The organism is Citrobacter sp. C5_2 (assembly GCF_014596845.2).
GTDB lineage: Bacteria > Pseudomonadota > Gammaproteobacteria > Enterobacterales > Enterobacteriaceae > Citrobacter > Citrobacter werkmanii.
The window spans coordinates 4787543-4804496 of the sequence record NZ_CP115032.1 but is presented as its reverse complement, the minus strand read 5'-3'; the positions used below and the strand labels follow the sequence as shown (position 1 = coordinate 4804496).

At 51.0% G+C, this 16954-nt stretch carries 11 protein-coding genes, 6 tRNA genes, 2 rRNA genes and 1 pseudogene; 18 read left to right on the top strand and 2 right to left on the bottom strand.

From position 1 onward, the window contains the following. Positions 1 to 14: 14 nt before the first annotated feature. From ICA20_RS23320 to birA, 6 genes are all read left to right on the top strand, one after another. Positions 15 to 91, top strand: a tRNA-Ile gene (locus ICA20_RS23320). Between the two features lie 105 nt (positions 92 to 196). Continuing rightward, a tRNA-Ala gene (locus ICA20_RS23315) sits at positions 197 to 272 on the top strand. 198 nt (positions 273 to 470) lie between these two features. After that, positions 471 to 3375, top strand: a 23S ribosomal RNA gene (locus ICA20_RS23310). A 92-nt stretch (positions 3376 to 3467) separates the two neighbouring features. Further along, positions 3468 to 3583 (top strand): 5S ribosomal RNA (gene rrf, locus ICA20_RS23305). 193 nt (positions 3584 to 3776) lie between these two features. Next, entirely contained in the window at positions 3777 to 4805 is a 1029-nt protein-coding gene (gene murB / locus ICA20_RS23300; RefSeq protein ID WP_038636094.1) for a UDP-N-acetylmuramate dehydrogenase, read from the top strand. After that, positions 4802 to 5764 carry a bifunctional biotin--[acetyl-CoA-carboxylase] ligase/biotin operon repressor BirA gene (gene birA / locus ICA20_RS23295; protein ID WP_038636096.1) on the top strand — a complete coding sequence of 321 codons (963 nt, stop codon included), beginning with the start codon at positions 4802 to 4804 and terminating at the stop codon, positions 5762 to 5764. Before murB ends, birA begins: the two co-directional genes overlap by 4 nt. A 32-nt stretch (positions 5765 to 5796) precedes the next feature. Here the strand turns inward: birA and coaA are convergent, their stop codons facing one another. Further along, positions 5797 to 6747 (bottom strand): type I pantothenate kinase, encoded by a 951-nt coding sequence (gene coaA / locus ICA20_RS23290; protein ID WP_032940924.1) that lies wholly within the window; start codon positions 6745 to 6747, stop codon positions 5797 to 5799. A 303-nt stretch (positions 6748 to 7050) separates the two neighbouring features. Then, positions 7051 to 7119, bottom strand: a pseudogene (locus ICA20_RS23285) (hypothetical protein); the annotation flags it as partial. Between the two features lie 19 nt (positions 7120 to 7138). Between ICA20_RS23285 and ICA20_RS23280 the strand changes: the two are divergent. The 12 genes from ICA20_RS23280 (at position 7139) to rpoB (ending at position 16910) form a co-directional block, all read left to right on the top strand. Beyond that, positions 7139 to 7214, top strand: a tRNA-Thr gene (locus tag ICA20_RS23280). 8 nt (positions 7215 to 7222) lie between these two features. Further along, positions 7223 to 7307 (top strand) — tRNA-Tyr (locus tag ICA20_RS23275). Positions 7308 to 7421: 114 nt separating this feature from the next. Next, positions 7422 to 7496 (top strand) — tRNA-Gly (locus ICA20_RS23270). A gap of 5 nt (positions 7497 to 7501) precedes the next feature. Beyond that, positions 7502 to 7577, top strand: a tRNA-Thr gene (locus ICA20_RS23265). 118 nt (positions 7578 to 7695) lie between these two features. Further along, positions 7696 to 8880 carry an elongation factor Tu gene (gene tuf / locus ICA20_RS23260; protein ID WP_016157942.1) on the top strand — a complete coding sequence of 395 codons (1185 nt, stop codon included), beginning with the start codon at positions 7696 to 7698 and terminating at the stop codon, positions 8878 to 8880. 230 nt (positions 8881 to 9110) lie between these two features. Then, a complete protein-coding gene (gene secE / locus ICA20_RS23255) occupies positions 9111 to 9494 on the top strand; it encodes a preprotein translocase subunit SecE (protein ID WP_003033128.1) in 384 nt (127 codons plus the stop codon). Between the two features lies 1 nt (position 9495). Next, complete coding sequence (gene nusG / locus ICA20_RS23250) at positions 9496 to 10041, top strand: transcription termination/antitermination protein NusG (RefSeq protein WP_003033125.1); 546 nt, start codon at positions 9496 to 9498, stop codon at positions 10039 to 10041. A gap of 157 nt (positions 10042 to 10198) precedes the next feature. Continuing rightward, entirely contained in the window at positions 10199 to 10627 is a 429-nt protein-coding gene (gene rplK / locus ICA20_RS23245; RefSeq protein ID WP_038636105.1) for a 50S ribosomal protein L11, read from the top strand. A 3-nt stretch (positions 10628 to 10630) separates the two neighbouring features. Beyond that, positions 10631 to 11338 (top strand): 50S ribosomal protein L1, encoded by a 708-nt coding sequence (gene rplA, locus ICA20_RS23240; RefSeq protein ID WP_006688358.1) that lies wholly within the window; start codon positions 10631 to 10633, stop codon positions 11336 to 11338. Positions 11339 to 11631: 293 nt separating this feature from the next. After that, positions 11632 to 12129, top strand: coding sequence for a 50S ribosomal protein L10 (rplJ, locus tag ICA20_RS23235; protein WP_005132895.1), 498 nt, complete (start codon positions 11632 to 11634; stop codon positions 12127 to 12129). A gap of 66 nt (positions 12130 to 12195) precedes the next feature. Then, the gene (rplL, locus tag ICA20_RS23230; RefSeq protein ID WP_000028882.1) at positions 12196 to 12561 is read left to right on the top strand and encodes a 50S ribosomal protein L7/L12; all 366 of its coding nucleotides are present in this window, start codon (positions 12196 to 12198) and stop codon (positions 12559 to 12561) included. A gap of 320 nt (positions 12562 to 12881) precedes the next feature. Further along, the gene (rpoB, locus tag ICA20_RS23225) at positions 12882 to 16910 is read left to right on the top strand and encodes a DNA-directed RNA polymerase subunit beta (RefSeq protein WP_003033111.1); all 4029 of its coding nucleotides are present in this window, start codon (positions 12882 to 12884) and stop codon (positions 16908 to 16910) included. The last annotated feature ends 44 nt before the right edge of the window (positions 16911 to 16954 follow it).

The window sequence follows — 16954 nt, the reverse complement described above, 5'->3', positions numbered from 1 at the left end:
AAGAAAATCTCTGCAGGCTTGTAGCTCAGGTGGTTAGAGCGCACCCCTGATAAGGGTGAGGTCGGTGGTTCAAGTCCACTCAGGCCTACCAAATTCTTTCTGATACCGCGTTGTGAAACGACTCACATACTGAAGTATGCTTCGCCGTTCCACGCCTTGTCTCAGCAAGAATTAAGGTGAATGAGATAACTACGATGGGGCTATAGCTCAGCTGGGAGAGCGCCTGCTTTGCACGCAGGAGGTCTGCGGTTCGATCCCGCATAGCTCCACCATCTTTACTGCAACAACCCAAGAAAACTTCAGAGTGTACCTGAAAAGGTTCACTGCGAAGTTTTGCTCTTTAAAAATCTGGATCAAGCTGAAAATTGAAACGACACACTGTGTCTGTTCGCCGTAATAAGAACAGATAAATGGTGTGTTCGAGTCTCTCAAATTTTCGCAATCAGAAGTGAAACATCTTCGGGTTGTGAGGTTAAGCGACTAAGCGTACACGGTGGATGCCCTGGCAGTCAGAGGCGATGAAGGACGTGCTAATCTGCGATAAGCGCCGGTAAGGTGATATGAACCGTTATAACCGGCGATTTCCGAATGGGGAAACCCAGTGTGATTCGTCACACTATCGTTAACTGAATACATAGGTTAACGAAGCGAACCGGGGGAACTGAAACATCTAAGTACCCCGAGGAAAAGAAATCAACCGAGATTCCCCCAGTAGCGGCGAGCGAACGGGGAGCAGCCCAGAGTCTGAATCAGCATGTGTGTTAGTGGAACGGTCTGGAAAGTCCGACGGTACAGGGTGATAGTCCCGTACACAAAAATGCACAGGTTGTGAACTCGAAGAGTAGGGCGGGACACGTGGTATCCTGTCTGAATATGGGGGGACCATCCTCCAAGGCTAAATACTCCTGACTGACCGATAGTGAACCAGTACCGTGAGGGAAAGGCGAAAAGAACCCCGGCGAGGGGAGTGAAAAAGAACCTGAAACCGTGTACGTACAAGCAGTGGGAGCACCTTCGGGTGTGACTGCGTACCTTTTGTATAATGGGTCAGCGACTTATATTCTGTAGCAAGGTTAACCGTATAGGGGAGCCGAAGGGAAACCGAGTCTTAACTGGGCGTTAAGTTGCAGGGTATAGACCCGAAACCCGGTGATCTAGCCATGGGCAGGTTGAAGGTTGGGTAACACTAACTGGAGGACCGAACCGACTAATGTTGAAAAATTAGCGGATGACTTGTGGCTGGGGGTGAAAGGCCAATCAAACCGGGAGATAGCTGGTTCTCCCCGAAAGCTATTTAGGTAGCGCCTCGTGAATTCATCTTCGGGGGTAGAGCACTGTTTCGGCTAGGGGGTCATCCCGACTTACCAACCCGATGCAAACTGCGAATACCGAAGAATGTTATCACGGGAGACACACGGCGGGTGCTAACGTCCGTCGTGAAGAGGGAAACAACCCAGACCGCCAGCTAAGGTCCCAAAGTCATGGTTAAGTGGGAAACGATGTGGGAAGGCACAGACAGCCAGGATGTTGGCTTAGAAGCAGCCATCATTTAAAGAAAGCGTAATAGCTCACTGGTCGAGTCGGCCTGCGCGGAAGATGTAACGGGGCTAAACCATGCACCGAAGCTGCGGCAGCGACACTATGTGTTGTTGGGTAGGGGAGCGTTCTGTAAGCCGTTGAAGGTGGCCTGTGAGGGTTGCTGGAGGTATCAGAAGTGCGAATGCTGACATAAGTAACGATAATGCGGGTGAAAAACCCGCACGCCGGAAGACCAAGGGTTCCTGTCCAACGTTAATCGGGGCAGGGTGAGTCGACCCCTAAGGCGAGGCCGAAAGGCGTAGTCGATGGGAAACAGGTTAATATTCCTGTACTTGGTGTTACTGCGAAGGGGGGACGGAGAAGGCTATGTCGGCCGGGCGACGGTTGTCCCGGTTTAAGCATGTAGGCGGAGGTTCCAGGTAAATCCGGTACCTTTTAACGCTGAGGTGTGATGACGAGGCACTACGGTGCTGAAGTGACAAATGCCCTGCTTCCAGGAAAAGCCTCTAAGCATCAGGTAACATCAAATCGTACCCCAAACCGACACAGGTGGTCAGGTAGAGAATACCAAGGCGCTTGAGAGAACTCGGGTGAAGGAACTAGGCAAAATGGTGCCGTAACTTCGGGAGAAGGCACGCTGATAGGTAGGTGAAGTGATTTACTCATGGAGCTGAAATCAGTCGAAGATACCAGCTGGCTGCAACTGTTTATTAAAAACACAGCACTGTGCAAACACGAAAGTGGACGTATACGGTGTGACGCCTGCCCGGTGCCGGAAGGTTAATTGATGGGGTTATCCGTAAGGAGAAGCTCTTGATCGAAGCCCCGGTAAACGGCGGCCGTAACTATAACGGTCCTAAGGTAGCGAAATTCCTTGTCGGGTAAGTTCCGACCTGCACGAATGGCGTAATGATGGCCAGGCTGTCTCCACCCGAGACTCAGTGAAATTGAACTCGCTGTGAAGATGCAGTGTACCCGCGGCAAGACGGAAAGACCCCGTGAACCTTTACTATAGCTTGACACTGAACACTGGTCCTTGATGTGTAGGATAGGTGGGAGGCTTTGAAGTGTGGACGCCAGTCTGCATGGAGCCGTCCTTGAAATACCACCCTTTAATGGCTGGTGTTCTAACGTGGGCCCGTAATCCGGGTTGCGGACAGTGTCTGGTGGGTAGTTTGACTGGGGCGGTCTCCTCCCAAAGAGTAACGGAGGAGCACGAAGGTTAGCTAATCCTGGTCGGACATCAGGAGGTTAGTGCAAAGGCATAAGCTAGCTTGACTGCGAGAGTGACGGCTCGAGCAGGTGCGAAAGCAGGTCTTAGTGATCCGGTGGTTCTGAATGGAAGGGCCATCGCTCAACGGATAAAAGGTACTCCGGGGATAACAGGCTGATACCGCCCAAGAGTTCATATCGACGGCGGTGTTTGGCACCTCGATGTCGGCTCATCACATCCTGGGGCTGAAGTAGGTCCCAAGGGTATGGCTGTTCGCCATTTAAAGTGGTACGCGAGCTGGGTTTAGAACGTCGTGAGACAGTTCGGTCCCTATCTGCCGTGGGCGCTGGAGAATTGAGGGGGGCTGCTCCTAGTACGAGAGGACCGGAGTGGACGCATCACTGGTGTTCGGGTTGTCATGCCAATGGCACTGCCCGGTAGCTAAATGCGGAAGAGATAAGTGCTGAAAGCATCTAAGCACGAAACTTGCCCCGAGATGAGTTCTCCCTGAGACTTAGAGTCTCCTGAAGGAACGTTGAAGACGACGACGTTGATAGGTCGGGTGTGTAAGCGTAGCGATACGTTGAGCTAACCGATACTAATGAACCGTGAGGCTTAACCTTACAACGCCGAAGATGTTTTGGCGAAGAGACAGATTTTCAGCCTGATACAGATAAGATTAACCGGCGACAAGCGGGTTAATAAACAGAATTTGCCTGGCGGCTGTAGCGCGGTGGTCCCACCTGACCCCATGCCGAACTCAGAAGTGAAACGCCGTAGCGCCGATGGTAGTGTGGGGTCTCCCCATGCGAGAGTAGGGAACTGCCAGGCATCAAACAAGTGAAGAAGCCCATCCTGCCGGATGGGCTTTTTTGCGTCTGTGCAGAGTGAAACCTGCCGGATGCGGCATCCCGCCTTATCCGGCCTGCCAAGGCGCATCAGGCAACCCCCTTGCCTCCATAAGACAAGCCATCCTGCGGCATATGCGGTAAACTAAGCGCGATTTTGCATCAGGAAAGCGTCTATGAATCACTCCCTTAAAGCCTGGAACACCTTCGGTATCGATCAACAAGCTAATGAGCTTGTCTGCGCCGAAAATGAGCAACAACTGCTGAATGCCTGGCAATCAGCGAATGCATCACATCATCCAGTACTGATCCTGGGCGAGGGGAGTAACGTCCTGTTTCTCGATACCTTCCATGGAACGGTGATCGTCAATCGAATCAAGGGCATTGAGATCACAGAACAACCTGAGGCGTGGCACCTGCACGTCGGTGCCGGTGAGAACTGGCATCATCTGGTACAGCACACGCTGCAAGAAGGTATGCCTGGACTGGAAAATCTGGCACTCATTCCCGGATGTGTCGGTTCATCGCCCATTCAGAATATTGGTGCTTATGGTGTGGAGCTGCAGCGTGTCTGCGAATATGTAGACTGCGTTGAACTGTCAACCGGCAAACATCTGCGCGTCAGCGCCGCGGAATGCCGTTTTGGTTACCGTGACAGCATCTTCAAGCATGAATATCAGGATCGTTTCGCAATTGTTGCCGTTGGTTTGCGCTTGCCTAAACAGTGGCAGCCCGTTCTCACTTACGGTGACCTGACGCGTCTGGATCCTACAACCGTGACGCCTCAGCAGGTTTTTGATTCTGTCTGTCATATGCGCACAACAAAGCTGCCTGACCCGAAAGTTAACGGTAATGCGGGTAGCTTCTTTAAAAACCCGGTTGTTACAGCGCACGTTGCGCAGGAACTGTTGGCCAAATTCCCGACTGCGCCTCATTACCCGCAGGTAGATGGTGCAGTAAAACTGGCTGCCGGCTGGCTTATCGATCAATGCCAGCTAAAAGGCATGCGTATTGGTGGGGCAGCGGTACATCAGCAGCAAGCACTGGTACTGATTAATGCAGACCGTGCGACCAGTCAGGATGTGGTACAACTAGCGCATCATGTACGCCAAAAAGTCGGTGAGAAATTCAATGTCTGGCTCGAACCCGAGGTCAGATTTATTGGCCCACAGGGTGAAGTGAATGCTGTGGAGATCATCGCATGAAAGATAATACCGTCCCCCTGACGCTTATTTCCTTGTTAGCCGATGGCGAATTTCATTCCGGTGAGCAGCTTGGTGAACAGCTGGGAATGAGCCGTGCGGCAATCAATAAGCATGTTCAGACGCTACGCGACTGGGGCGTTGATGTCTTTACTGTTCCCGGTAAAGGATACAGCTTACCTGAGCCTATCCAGTTATTAGACTCATCACTGATTCATTCTCAGTTGGATGGAGGGAATATCACGGTTCTGCCGGTTATCGACTCAACCAACCAGTACCTGATGGACCGTATTGGTCAACTGGAGTCAGGGGATGCCTGCGTCGCTGAGTATCAGCAGGCCGGCCGTGGTCGTCGCGGACGTAAGTGGTTCTCACCGTTTGGCGCCAATCTGTATCTCTCAATGTTCTGGCGACTGGAGCAAGGACCGGCAGCCGCAATTGGTCTGAGTCTGGTGATTGGTATTGTCATGGCGGAGGTTTTACGCGATCTGGGGGCGGATAAAGTTCGCGTGAAATGGCCGAACGATCTCTATCTGCTCGATCGTAAACTGGCCGGAATTCTGGTTGAACTCACCGGTAAGACGGGCGATGCCGCGCAAATTGTTATCGGTGCGGGTATTAATATGTCCATGCGCCGGGTAGAAGAGAATGTCGTTAATCAGGGCTGGATTAATCTCCAGGAAGCGGGAATTAACATTGACCGCAATACCCTTGCTGCCCGACTAATCCGCGAGCTGCGCGCTGCGTTGGTATTGTTTGAGCATGAGGGCTTAGCGCCGTATTTGTCCCGCTGGAAGACGCTGGACAACTTTATCGACCGCCCGGTAAAACTCATTATTGGCGATAAAGAAATATTTGGGATATCTCGTGGAATAGATGCACAAGGTGCATTATTGCTCGAACAAAATGGCGTGATAAAACCCTGGATGGGCGGAGAAATATCGCTCAGAAGCGCTGAATAATAACAAGGGGAGCTGCGGCTCCCCTTATTAATTTATTTGCGTAGTCTGACCTCTTCAACAGCATGATTAGCGCTTTTGGTCATGATTAAGCTGGCACGCTCACGCGTTGGTAAAATATTTTGTTTTAAATTCAGCCAGTTAATCTCTTTCCATAACGAAGTGGCCGTGTTGATTGCCTCGTCTTCCGACAATTTCGCATAATTATGGAAATAAGAGTCTGGGTTGGTAAATGCCCCTTCGCGGAATTTCAGGAAGCGGTTGATATACCACGTCTGGAGTAATTCCTCTGGCGCATCAACATAAATAGAAAAGTCGACAAAATCAGAAACAAATACATGATGCGGATCGTGAGGATAATCCATCCCGCTCTGTAATACATTAAGCCCTTCAAGTATTAATATGTCGGGTTGGGCAACAGTTTTGTCGCCATCAGGGATCACATCATAGATAAGATGGGAGTATACCGGTGCCGTGACGTTGGGTACGCCTGACTTCAAATCGGAAACGAATTTAACCAGGCGGTGCATATCATAGGACTGAGGGAAGCCTTTCTTCTTCATGAGTCCACGATCTTTCAACACCTGATTGGGATGAAGAAAACCGTCGGTCGTAATCAATTCAACCTTACGATGCTCAGGCCAGCGACTCAACAGTGCCTGCAAAACACGTGCTGTGGTGCTTTTGCCAACGGCGACGCTGCCAGCAATGCTGATAATATAAGGAATACGCTCGCCGTTAGTGCCTAAAAATTGCTCCAGCACCGCCTGACGTCGCAGGTTCGAACTGATGTAAAAATTTAGCAAACGCGATAGAGGCAAATAAATTTCGGCAACTTCTTCCAGCGACAAGTCTTCGTTAATGCCTTTCAGACGAGCAATCTCTTCCTCGGTCAGGGTCATTGGCACGGAATCACGAAGCGCAGCCCACTGGTTGCGATCAAACTGTAGGTAAGGCGACGTTAACGCTTGCTCTTTTATACTCATACGCATGGTCTGGCTGTCATTGCTATATCAGGTCTGCGGTAAAAAAACGAAATCATCCCCGGCACGCAATGGCACGCACATTTCAGTTAATTTGGACAATGGGCAGGAGGGTAACACCAGATGAGGGGGAATAATAAGAAAAAATCATCCCCTGAAAAGCAATGTGACGGCTATTCCAGATGTATAAAGAGGTACTTTCTCTCTATGGATAAGTGCATGGCGGCGAAAAACTTGCCTTTGGAAGGGCGCGCGCCGTTGGAAATTTGTCCAATCATACGAAGAAATAGATTATTTATCGGACGTATAGTGCAAAATGTGAGCGATAGAACATTTTATGCAATTTTTTAGTTGCATGAGTGCGCAGGTCTCCATAAAATGCGCGCTACTTGATGCCGACTTAGCTCAGTAGGTAGAGCAACTGACTTGTAATCAGTAGGTCACCAGTTCGATTCCGGTAGTCGGCACCATCAAGTCCGGTGGGGTTCCCGAGCGGCCAAAGGGAGCAGACTGTAAATCTGCCGTCACAGACTTCGAAGGTTCGAATCCTTCCCCCACCACCACTTTCTGGCAGCGTTATCGCCGCCTGAGTTGGTTAAAAAATTAATCAGCTCGAACATAAAAGAGAGAAATCTCTTTTTTGTTACAGAAAGAACTGGGTAGCCGAGTTTCAGGATGCGGGCATCGTATAATGGCTATTACCTCAGCCTTCCAAGCTGATGATGCGGGTTCGATTCCCGCTGCCCGCTCCAGACGTGCTGATATGGCTCAGTTGGTAGAGCGCACCCTTGGTAAGGGTGAGGTCCCCAGTTCGACTCTGGGTATCAGCACCACTTCACTTCTCCTTCCCGTTTCTCTCTGTTTACTTTTAAAAGCATTCAACAGCTCAGGTATATTGCCTGGTTGATGTGGTGATATCACCGATTTATCCGTGTCTTAGAGGGACAATCGATGTCTAAAGAAAAATTTGAACGTACTAAACCGCACGTTAACGTCGGTACTATCGGCCACGTTGACCATGGTAAAACAACGCTGACCGCTGCAATCACTACCGTACTGGCTAAAACCTACGGCGGTGCTGCTCGTGCATTCGACCAGATCGATAACGCGCCGGAAGAAAAAGCTCGTGGTATCACCATCAACACTTCTCACGTTGAATATGACACCCCGACTCGCCACTACGCACACGTAGACTGCCCGGGCCACGCCGACTATGTTAAAAACATGATCACCGGTGCTGCGCAGATGGACGGCGCGATCCTGGTTGTTGCTGCGACTGACGGCCCGATGCCGCAGACTCGTGAGCACATCCTGCTGGGTCGTCAGGTAGGCGTTCCGTACATCATCGTGTTCCTGAACAAATGCGACATGGTTGATGACGAAGAGCTGCTGGAACTGGTAGAAATGGAAGTTCGTGAACTTCTGTCTCAGTACGATTTCCCGGGCGACGACACGCCGATCGTTCGTGGTTCTGCTCTGAAAGCGCTGGAAGGCGAAGCAGAGTGGGAAGCGAAAATCATCGAACTGGCTGGCTTCCTGGACTCTTACATCCCGGAACCAGAGCGTGCGATTGACAAGCCGTTCCTGCTGCCTATCGAAGACGTATTCTCCATCTCCGGTCGTGGTACCGTTGTTACCGGTCGTGTAGAGCGCGGTATCATCAAAGTTGGCGAAGAAGTTGAAATCGTTGGTATCAAAGACACCGCTAAGTCTACCTGTACTGGCGTTGAAATGTTCCGCAAACTGCTGGACGAAGGCCGTGCTGGTGAGAACGTTGGTGTTCTGCTGCGTGGTATCAAACGTGAAGAAATCGAACGTGGTCAGGTACTGGCTAAGCCGGGCTCTATCAAGCCACACACCAAGTTCGAATCTGAAGTGTACATCCTGTCCAAAGACGAAGGCGGCCGTCATACTCCGTTCTTCAAAGGCTACCGTCCGCAGTTCTACTTCCGTACTACTGACGTGACTGGCACCATCGAACTGCCGGAAGGCGTAGAGATGGTAATGCCGGGCGACAACATCAAAATGGTTGTTACCCTGATCCACCCGATCGCGATGGACGACGGTCTGCGTTTCGCAATCCGTGAAGGCGGCCGTACTGTTGGTGCGGGCGTTGTTGCCAAAGTAATGAGCTAATTGCCGAATAACATTTGACGCAATGCGCAATAAAAGGGCATCATTTGATGCCCTTTTTGCACGCTTTCACACCAGAACCTGGCTCATCAGTGATTTTTTTTGTCATAATCATTGCTGAGACAGGCTCTGAAGAGGGCGTTTAGTCCGAAACGCACCAGAGCATTTCGGTTTGGATCGCCTCGCTTACGCGGGGTGAAAATGTTTGTAGAATACTTCTGACAGGTTGGTTTATGAGTGCGAATACCGAAGCTCAAGGAAGCGGGCGCGGCCTGGAAGCGATGAAGTGGGTTGTTGTCGCTGTATTGCTGCTTGTAGCTATCGTTGGCAATTACCTTTATCGTGACATGATGCTGCCGCTGCGTGCGCTGGCCGTAGTGATTCTGATTGCCGCAGCGGGTGGTGTCGCGCTGTTGACAACAAAAGGTAAAGCGACCGTTGCTTTTGCCCGTGAAGCGAGAACCGAAGTCCGTAAGGTCATTTGGCCAACTCGCCAGGAAACATTGCACACCACATTAATTGTGGCTGCGGTTACCGCAGTAATGTCACTGATCCTGTGGGGACTGGATGGTATTCTGGTTCGCCTGGTATCCTTTATCACTGGCCTGAGGTTCTAAGATGTCTGAAGCCCCTAAAAAGCGCTGGTACGTCGTTCAGGCGTTTTCCGGTTTTGAAGGCCGCGTTGCCACGTCGCTGCGCGAATATATCAAGTTACAAAATATGGAAGAGCTGTTTGGCGAAGTCATGGTGCCGACAGAAGAAGTGGTCGAGATCCGTGGTGGCCAGCGTCGCAAGAGCGAACGTAAATTCTTCCCGGGCTATGTACTGGTCCAGATGGTCATGAATGATGCGAGCTGGCACCTGGTGCGCAGCGTTCCGCGTGTGATGGGCTTTATCGGCGGTACTTCTGACCGTCCGGCGCCAATCAGCGACAAAGAAGTTGATGCGATCATGAACCGTCTGCAGCAGGTTGGTGATAAGCCGCGTCCGAAAACGATGTTTGAGCCGGGCGAAATGGTTCGCGTTAGCGATGGTCCGTTTGCTGACTTTAACGGCGTAGTTGAAGAAGTGGACTACGAGAAGTCTCGTCTGAAAGTTTCTGTATCTATCTTCGGTCGTGCGACTCCGGTTGAACTGGACTTCGCCCAGGTTGAGAAAGCCTAACACGTCGATCAAAAAAGCGGCGATTTAATCGTTGCACAAGGCGCGAGATTGGAATACAATTTCGCGCCTTTTGTTTTTATGGACTCTGTCCGTAAAACGAATTTAAAAACACGGGGAGCCTCTTTGAGGCGCTATAACCCAACTAGAGGAATTTAGAATGGCTAAGAAAGTCCAAGCCTATGTCAAGCTGCAGGTTGCAGCTGGTATGGCTAACCCGAGTCCGCCGGTAGGTCCAGCACTGGGTCAACAAGGCGTGAACATCATGGAATTCTGCAAAGCGTTCAACGCAAAAACTGATTCCATTGAAAAAGGTCTGCCGATCCCGGTTGTTATCACCGTTTACGCTGACCGTTCTTTCACTTTCGTTACCAAAACGCCTCCGGCAGCAGTACTGCTGAAGAAAGCGGCTGGTATCAAGTCTGGTTCCGGCAAGCCGAACAAAGACAAAGTGGGTAAAATTTCCCGCGCTCAGCTGCAGGAAATCGCGCAGACCAAAGCTGCCGACATGACTGGTTCCGACATTGAAGCGATGACTCGCTCCATTGAAGGTACTGCACGTTCCATGGGCCTGGTAGTGGAGGACTAAGAAATGGCTAAACTGACCAAGCGTATGCGCGTGATCCGTGACAAAGTTGATGCAACTAAACAGTACGACATCAACGAAGCTATTGCTCTGCTGAAAGAGCTGGCCACTGCTAAATTCGTAGAAAGCGTGGACGTTGCCGTTAACCTCGGCATCGACGCTCGTAAATCTGACCAGAACGTACGTGGTGCAACTGTACTGCCGCACGGTACTGGCCGTTCTGTTCGCGTAGCCGTATTTACCCAGGGTGCAAACGCTGAAGCTGCTAAAGCTGCAGGCGCTGAACTGGTAGGTATGGAAGATCTGGCTGACCAGATCAAGAAAGGCGAAATGAACTTTGACGTTGTTATTGCTTCTCCGGATGCAATGCGCGTTGTTGGCCAGTTGGGTCAGGTTCTGGGTCCGCGCGGCCTGATGCCAAACCCGAAAGTTGGTACCGTAACTCCGAACGTTGCTGAAGCGGTTAAGAACGCTAAAGCTGGCCAGGTTCGTTACCGTAACGACAAAAACGGCATCATCCACACCACCATCGGTAAAGTGGATTTTGACGCTGACAAACTGAAAGAAAACCTGGAAGCTCTGCTGGTTGCGCTGAAAAAAGCAAAACCGACTCAGGCAAAAGGCGTGTACATCAAGAAAGTTAGCATCTCCACCACCATGGGTGCTGGTGTTGCCGTTGATCAGGCTGGTCTGAGCGCGTCTGCGAACGTCTAAGATTAGCTTTACGTGGGCGGCGAATTTGTCTACAATCTTCGCCCACGATTCTATTAGCTTCGGCCGATAGACAACAGATTTGTTCGTTGGAGCCTGGCCTATCCAGGCCTCCGTCGAAGACCGCAGGTGTTTCGCAAGAAACTTAATGCCCTGCGTAGACGGTGACAGAACGCTAAGATTATTTCTGATACTCTGGCTTGTTTCTGCTCACCGTATTTAGACGCTCTCTCCGTTGGGGGGAGTGAAGTGAGTTCCGGAACATGAGTTCCGGCAAACATCCAGGAGCAAAGCTAATGGCTTTAAATCTTCAAGACAAACAAGCGATTGTTGCTGAAGTCAGCGAAGTAGCCAAAGGCGCGCTGTCTGCAGTAGTTGCGGATTCCCGTGGCGTAACTGTAGATAAAATGACTGAACTGCGTAAAGCAGGTCGTGAAGCTGGCGTATACATGCGTGTTGTTCGTAACACCCTGCTGCGCCGCGTCGTTGAAGGTACTCAGTTCGAGTGCCTGAAAGACACGTTTGTTGGTCCGACCCTGATTGCATACTCTATGGAACACCCGGGCGCCGCTGCTCGTCTGTTCAAAGAGTTCGCGAAAGCGAATGCAAAATTTGAGGTCAAAGCCGCAGCCTTTGAAGGTGAGTTGATTACCGCATCGAATATCGATCGCCTGGCAACTCTGCCGACCTACGAAGAAGCAATTGCACGCCTGATGGCAACCATGAAAGAAGCTTCGGCTGGCAAACTGGTTCGTACTCTGGCTGCTGTACGCGATGCGAAAGAAGCTGCTTAATTGCAGTTACCTTTCTCAAGCATCTGCTTACGTATAAACTTATTCTGATTTTCAGGAACAATTTAAATGTCTATCACTAAAGATCAAATCATTGAAGCAGTATCCGCTATGTCCGTAATGGACGTTGTAGAGCTGATTTCTGCAATGGAAGAAAAATTCGGTGTTTCCGCTGCTGCTGCTGTAGCTGTAGCTGCTGGCCCGGCTGAAGCTGCTGAAGAAAAAACTGAATTCGACGTAATTCTGAAAGCTGCTGGCGCTAACAAAGTTGCTGTTATCAAAGCAGTACGTGGCGCAACTGGCCTGGGTCTGAAAGAAGCTAAAGACCTGGTAGAATCTGCACCGGCTGCGCTGAAAGAAGGCGTGAGCAAAGACGACGCAGAAGCACTGAAAAAATCTCTGGAAGAAGCTGGCGCTGAAGTTGAAGTTAAATAAGCCAACTTTTCTGGTTGCAGCCTAAGAAATTAGGCTGATGGCTGGTGACTTTTTAGTCACCAGCCTTTTTGCGCTGTAAGGCGCCAGTAGCGTTTCACACTGTTTGACTACTGCTGTGCCTTTCAATGCTTGTTTCTATCGACGTCTTAATATACTGCGACAGAGCGTCAGTTCTGTGTAAATCGCAATGAAATGGTTTAAGCGTGATAGCAACAGGCATTGCGGAAAGTATTCGATTTTCCGGTCAACAAAATAGTGTTGCACAAACTGTCCGCTCAATGGACAGATGGGTCGACTTGTCAGCGAGCTGAGGAACCCTAATGGTTTACTCCTATACCGAGAAAAAACGTATTCGTAAGGATTTTGGTAAACGTCCGCAAGTGTTGGACATACCTTATCTCCTTTCTATCCAGCTTGACTCGTTTCAGAAGTTCATCGAGCAAGATCCTGAAGGGCAGTATGGTCTGGAAGCAGCTTTCCGTTCCGTTTTCCCGATTCAGAGCTACAGCGGTAATTCCGAGCTGCAATACGTCAGCTACCGTCTTGGCGAACCGGTGTTTGACGTTCAGGAATGTCAGATCCGTGGCGTGACCTATTCCGCACCGCTGCGCGTAAAACTGCGTCTGGTGATCTACGAGCGCGAAGCGCCGGAAGGCACCGTAAAAGACATTAAAGAACAAGAAGTCTACATGGGCGAAATTCCGCTCATGACCGACAACGGTACCTTTGTTATCAACGGTACTGAGCGTGTTATCGTTTCTCAGCTGCACCGTAGTCCTGGCGTCTTCTTTGACTCCGACAAAGGTAAAACCCACTCTTCGGGTAAAGTGCTGTATAACGCGCGTATCATTCCTTACCGTGGTTCCTGGCTGGACTTCGAATTCGATCCGAAGGACAACCTGTTCGTACGTATTGACCGTCGCCGTAAACTGCCTGCGACCATCATTCTGCGTGCGCTGAACTACACCACTGAGCAGATCCTTGACCTGTTCTTTGAAAAAGTAGTTTTCGAAATTCGCGACAACAAGCTGCAGATGGAACTGGTGCCGGAACGCCTGCGTGGTGAAACCGCCTCCTTTGACATCGAAGCTAACGGCAAAGTCTACGTCGAAAAAGGCCGTCGCATCACTGCGCGCCATATTCGCCAGCTGGAAAAAGACGATATCAAGCATATCGAAGTTCCGGTTGAATACATTGCTGGTAAGGTTGCGGCTAAAGACTACGTTGACGAATCTACTGGCGAGCTGATCTGCGCAGCTAACATGGAGCTGAGCCTGGATCTGCTGGCTAAGCTGAGCCAGTCTGGTCACAAGCGTATCGAAACGCTGTTCACTAACGATCTGGACCACGGTCCGTACATTTCTGAAACTGTACGCGTCGACCCAACCAACGATCGTCTGAGCGCGCTGGTAGAAATCTACCGCATGATGCGCCCTGGTGAGCCGCCGACTCGTGAAGCTGCGGAAAGCCTGTTCGAGAACCTGTTCTTCTCCGAAGACCGCTATGATCTGTCTGCGGTTGGTCGTATGAAGTTCAACCGTTCTCTGCTGCGCGACGAAATCGAAGGTTCCGGTATCCTGAGCAAAGACGACATCATTGAAGTGATGAAGAAGCTCATCGATATCCGTAACGGTAAAGGCGAAGTCGATGATATCGACCACCTTGGCAACCGTCGTATCCGTTCCGTAGGCGAAATGGCGGAAAACCAATTCCGCGTTGGCTTGGTGCGTGTTGAGCGTGCGGTCAAAGAGCGTCTGTCTCTGGGCGATCTGGATACCCTGATGCCTCAGGATATGATCAACGCCAAGCCGATTTCTGCAGCAGTGAAAGAGTTCTTTGGTTCCAGCCAGCTGTCTCAGTTTATGGACCAGAACAACCCGCTGTCTGAGATTACGCACAAACGTCGTATCTCCGCACTCGGCCCAGGCGGTTTGACCCGTGAACGCGCAGGCTTCGAAGTTCGAGACGTACACCCGACTCACTACGGTCGCGTATGTCCAATCGAAACGCCTGAAGGTCCGAACATCGGTCTGATCAACTCCCTGTCCGTGTATGCACAGACTAACGAATACGGCTTCCTTGAGACGCCGTACCGTAAAGTGACCGACGGTGTTGTAACCGATGAAATTCACTACCTGTCTGCTATCGAAGAAGGTAACTACGTTATCGCTCAGGCGAACTCCAACCTGGATGACGAAGGCCACTTTGTAGAAGATCTGGTTACCTGCCGTAGCAAAGGCGAATCCAGCTTGTTCAGCCGTGACCAGGTTGACTACATGGACGTATCCACCCAGCAGGTGGTATCCGTCGGTGCGTCCCTGATCCCGTTCCTGGAACACGATGACGCCAACCGTGCATTGATGGGTGCGAACATGCAACGTCAGGCGGTTCCGACTCTGCGTGCTGATAAGCCGCTGGTTGGTACCGGTATGGAACGTGCTGTTGCCGTTGACTCCGGTGTTACTGCAGTTGCTAAACGTGGCGGTACTGTTCAGTACGTGGATGCTTCCCGTATCGTTATCAAAGTTAACGAAGACGAGATGTACCCGGGCGAAGCAGGTATCGACATTTATAACCTGACTAAATACACCCGTTCTAACCAGAACACCTGTATCAACCAGATGCCTTGCGTATCTCTGGGAGAGCCGGTTGAACGTGGTGATGTGCTGGCAGACGGTCCGTCCACCGACCTTGGTGAACTGGCGCTGGGTCAGAACATGCGCGTGGCATTCATGCCATGGAATGGTTACAACTTCGAAGACTCCATTCTCGTATCCGAGCGTGTTGTCCAGGAAGACCGTTTCACCACCATCCACATTCAGGAACTGGCATGTGTGTCCCGTGACACCAAGCTGGGGCCGGAAGAGATCACCGCTGACATCCCGAACGTGGGTGAAGCTGCGCTCTCTAAACTGGATGAATCCGGTATCGTTTATATCGGTGCGGAAGTGACCGGTGGCGATATTCTGGTTGGTAAGGTAACGCCGAAAGGTGAAACCCAACTGACGCCGGAAGAGAAACTGCTGCGTGCGATCTTCGGTGAGAAAGCGTCTGACGTTAAAGACTCTTCTCTGCGCGTGCCAAACGGTGTTTCCGGTACGATTATCGACGTTCAGGTCTTTACTCGCGATGGCGTAGAAAAAGACAAACGTGCGCTGGAAATCGAAGAGATGCAGTTGAAGCAGGCTAAGAAAGACCTGTCTGAAGAACTGCAGATCCTCGAAGCTGGTCTGTTCAGCCGTATCTACGCTGTGCTGGTTTCCGGTGGTGTTGAAGCTGAGAAGCTCGACAAACTGCCGCGTGACCGCTGGTTAGAACTCGGTCTGACCGACGAAGAGAAACAGAATCAGCTGGAACAACTGGCTGAGCAGTACGACGAACTGAAACACGAATTCGAGAAAAAACTCGAAGCGAAACGCCGTAAAATCACTCAGGGCGATGATCTGGCACCGGGCGTGCTGAAGATTGTTAAGGTTTATCTGGCGGTTAAACGTCGGATCCAGCCTGGTGATAAGATGGCAGGTCGTCACGGTAACAAGGGTGTAATCTCTAAGATCAACCCGATCGAAGATATGCCACACGATGCTAACGGTACGCCGGTAGATATCGTACTGAACCCGCTGGGCGTACCATCGCGTATGAACATCGGTCAGATCCTTGAAACCCACCTGGGTATGGCTGCGAAAGGTATCGGCGATAAGATCAATGCCATGCTGAAACAGCAACAGGAAGTCGCCAAACTGCGCGAGTTCATCCAGCGTGCTTACGATCTGGGCTCAGATGTTCGTCAGAAAGTTGACCTGAATACCTTCAGCGATGAAGAAGTTCTGCGTCTGGCTGAAAACCTGAAAAAAGGTATGCCGATCGCAACGCCGGTCTTCGACGGTGCGAAAGAGTCTGAAATCAAGGAACTGTTACAGCTGGGTGGCCTGCCGACTTCCGGTCAGATTACCCTGTTCGACGGTCGTACCGGTGAGCAGTTCGAGCGCCAGGTTACCGTTGGCTACATGTACATGCTGAAACTGAACCACCTGGTTGATGACAAGATGCACGCGCGTTCTACCGGTTCTTACAGCCTGGTTACTCAGCAGCCGCTGGGTGGTAAGGCTCAGTTCGGTGGTCAGCGCTTCGGGGAGATGGAAGTGTGGGCGCTGGAAGCATATGGCGCGGCATACACCCTGCAGGAAATGCTCACCGTTAAGTCTGATGACGTGAACGGTCGTACTAAGATGTATAAAAACATCGTGGACGGCAACCATCAGATGGAACCAGGCATGCCGGAATCCTTCAACGTACTGTTGAAAGAGATTCGTTCGCTGGGTATCAACATCGAGCTGGAAGACGAGTAACTCTCGATCAAACAGGTCACTGGTGCTGGCGTAACAGCCAGCGC

Bases quoted from the DNA above. Each gene is read 5' to 3' on its own strand.
- secE (WP_003033128.1), top strand. From the start codon at position 9,111: ATGAGTGCGAATACCGAAGCTCAAGGAAGCGGGCGCGGCCTGGAAGCG.
- coaA (WP_032940924.1), bottom strand. From the start codon at position 6,747: ATGAGTATAAAAGAGCAAGCGTTAACGTCGCCTTACCTACAGTTTGAT.
- tuf (WP_016157942.1), top strand. From the start codon at position 7,696: ATGTCTAAAGAAAAATTTGAACGTACTAAACCGCACGTTAACGTCGGT.
- rplL (WP_000028882.1), top strand. From the start codon at position 12,196: ATGTCTATCACTAAAGATCAAATCATTGAAGCAGTATCCGCTATGTCC.
- rpoB (WP_003033111.1), top strand. From the start codon at position 12,882: ATGGTTTACTCCTATACCGAGAAAAAACGTATTCGTAAGGATTTTGGT.
- birA (WP_038636096.1), top strand. From the start codon at position 4,802: ATGAAAGATAATACCGTCCCCCTGACGCTTATTTCCTTGTTAGCCGAT.
- rplJ (WP_005132895.1), top strand. From the start codon at position 11,632: ATGGCTTTAAATCTTCAAGACAAACAAGCGATTGTTGCTGAAGTCAGC.
- rplA (WP_006688358.1), top strand. From the start codon at position 10,631: ATGGCTAAACTGACCAAGCGTATGCGCGTGATCCGTGACAAAGTTGAT.
- murB (WP_038636094.1), top strand. From the start codon at position 3,777: ATGAATCACTCCCTTAAAGCCTGGAACACCTTCGGTATCGATCAACAA.
- nusG (WP_003033125.1), top strand. From the start codon at position 9,496: ATGTCTGAAGCCCCTAAAAAGCGCTGGTACGTCGTTCAGGCGTTTTCC.
- rplK (WP_038636105.1), top strand. From the start codon at position 10,199: ATGGCTAAGAAAGTCCAAGCCTATGTCAAGCTGCAGGTTGCAGCTGGT.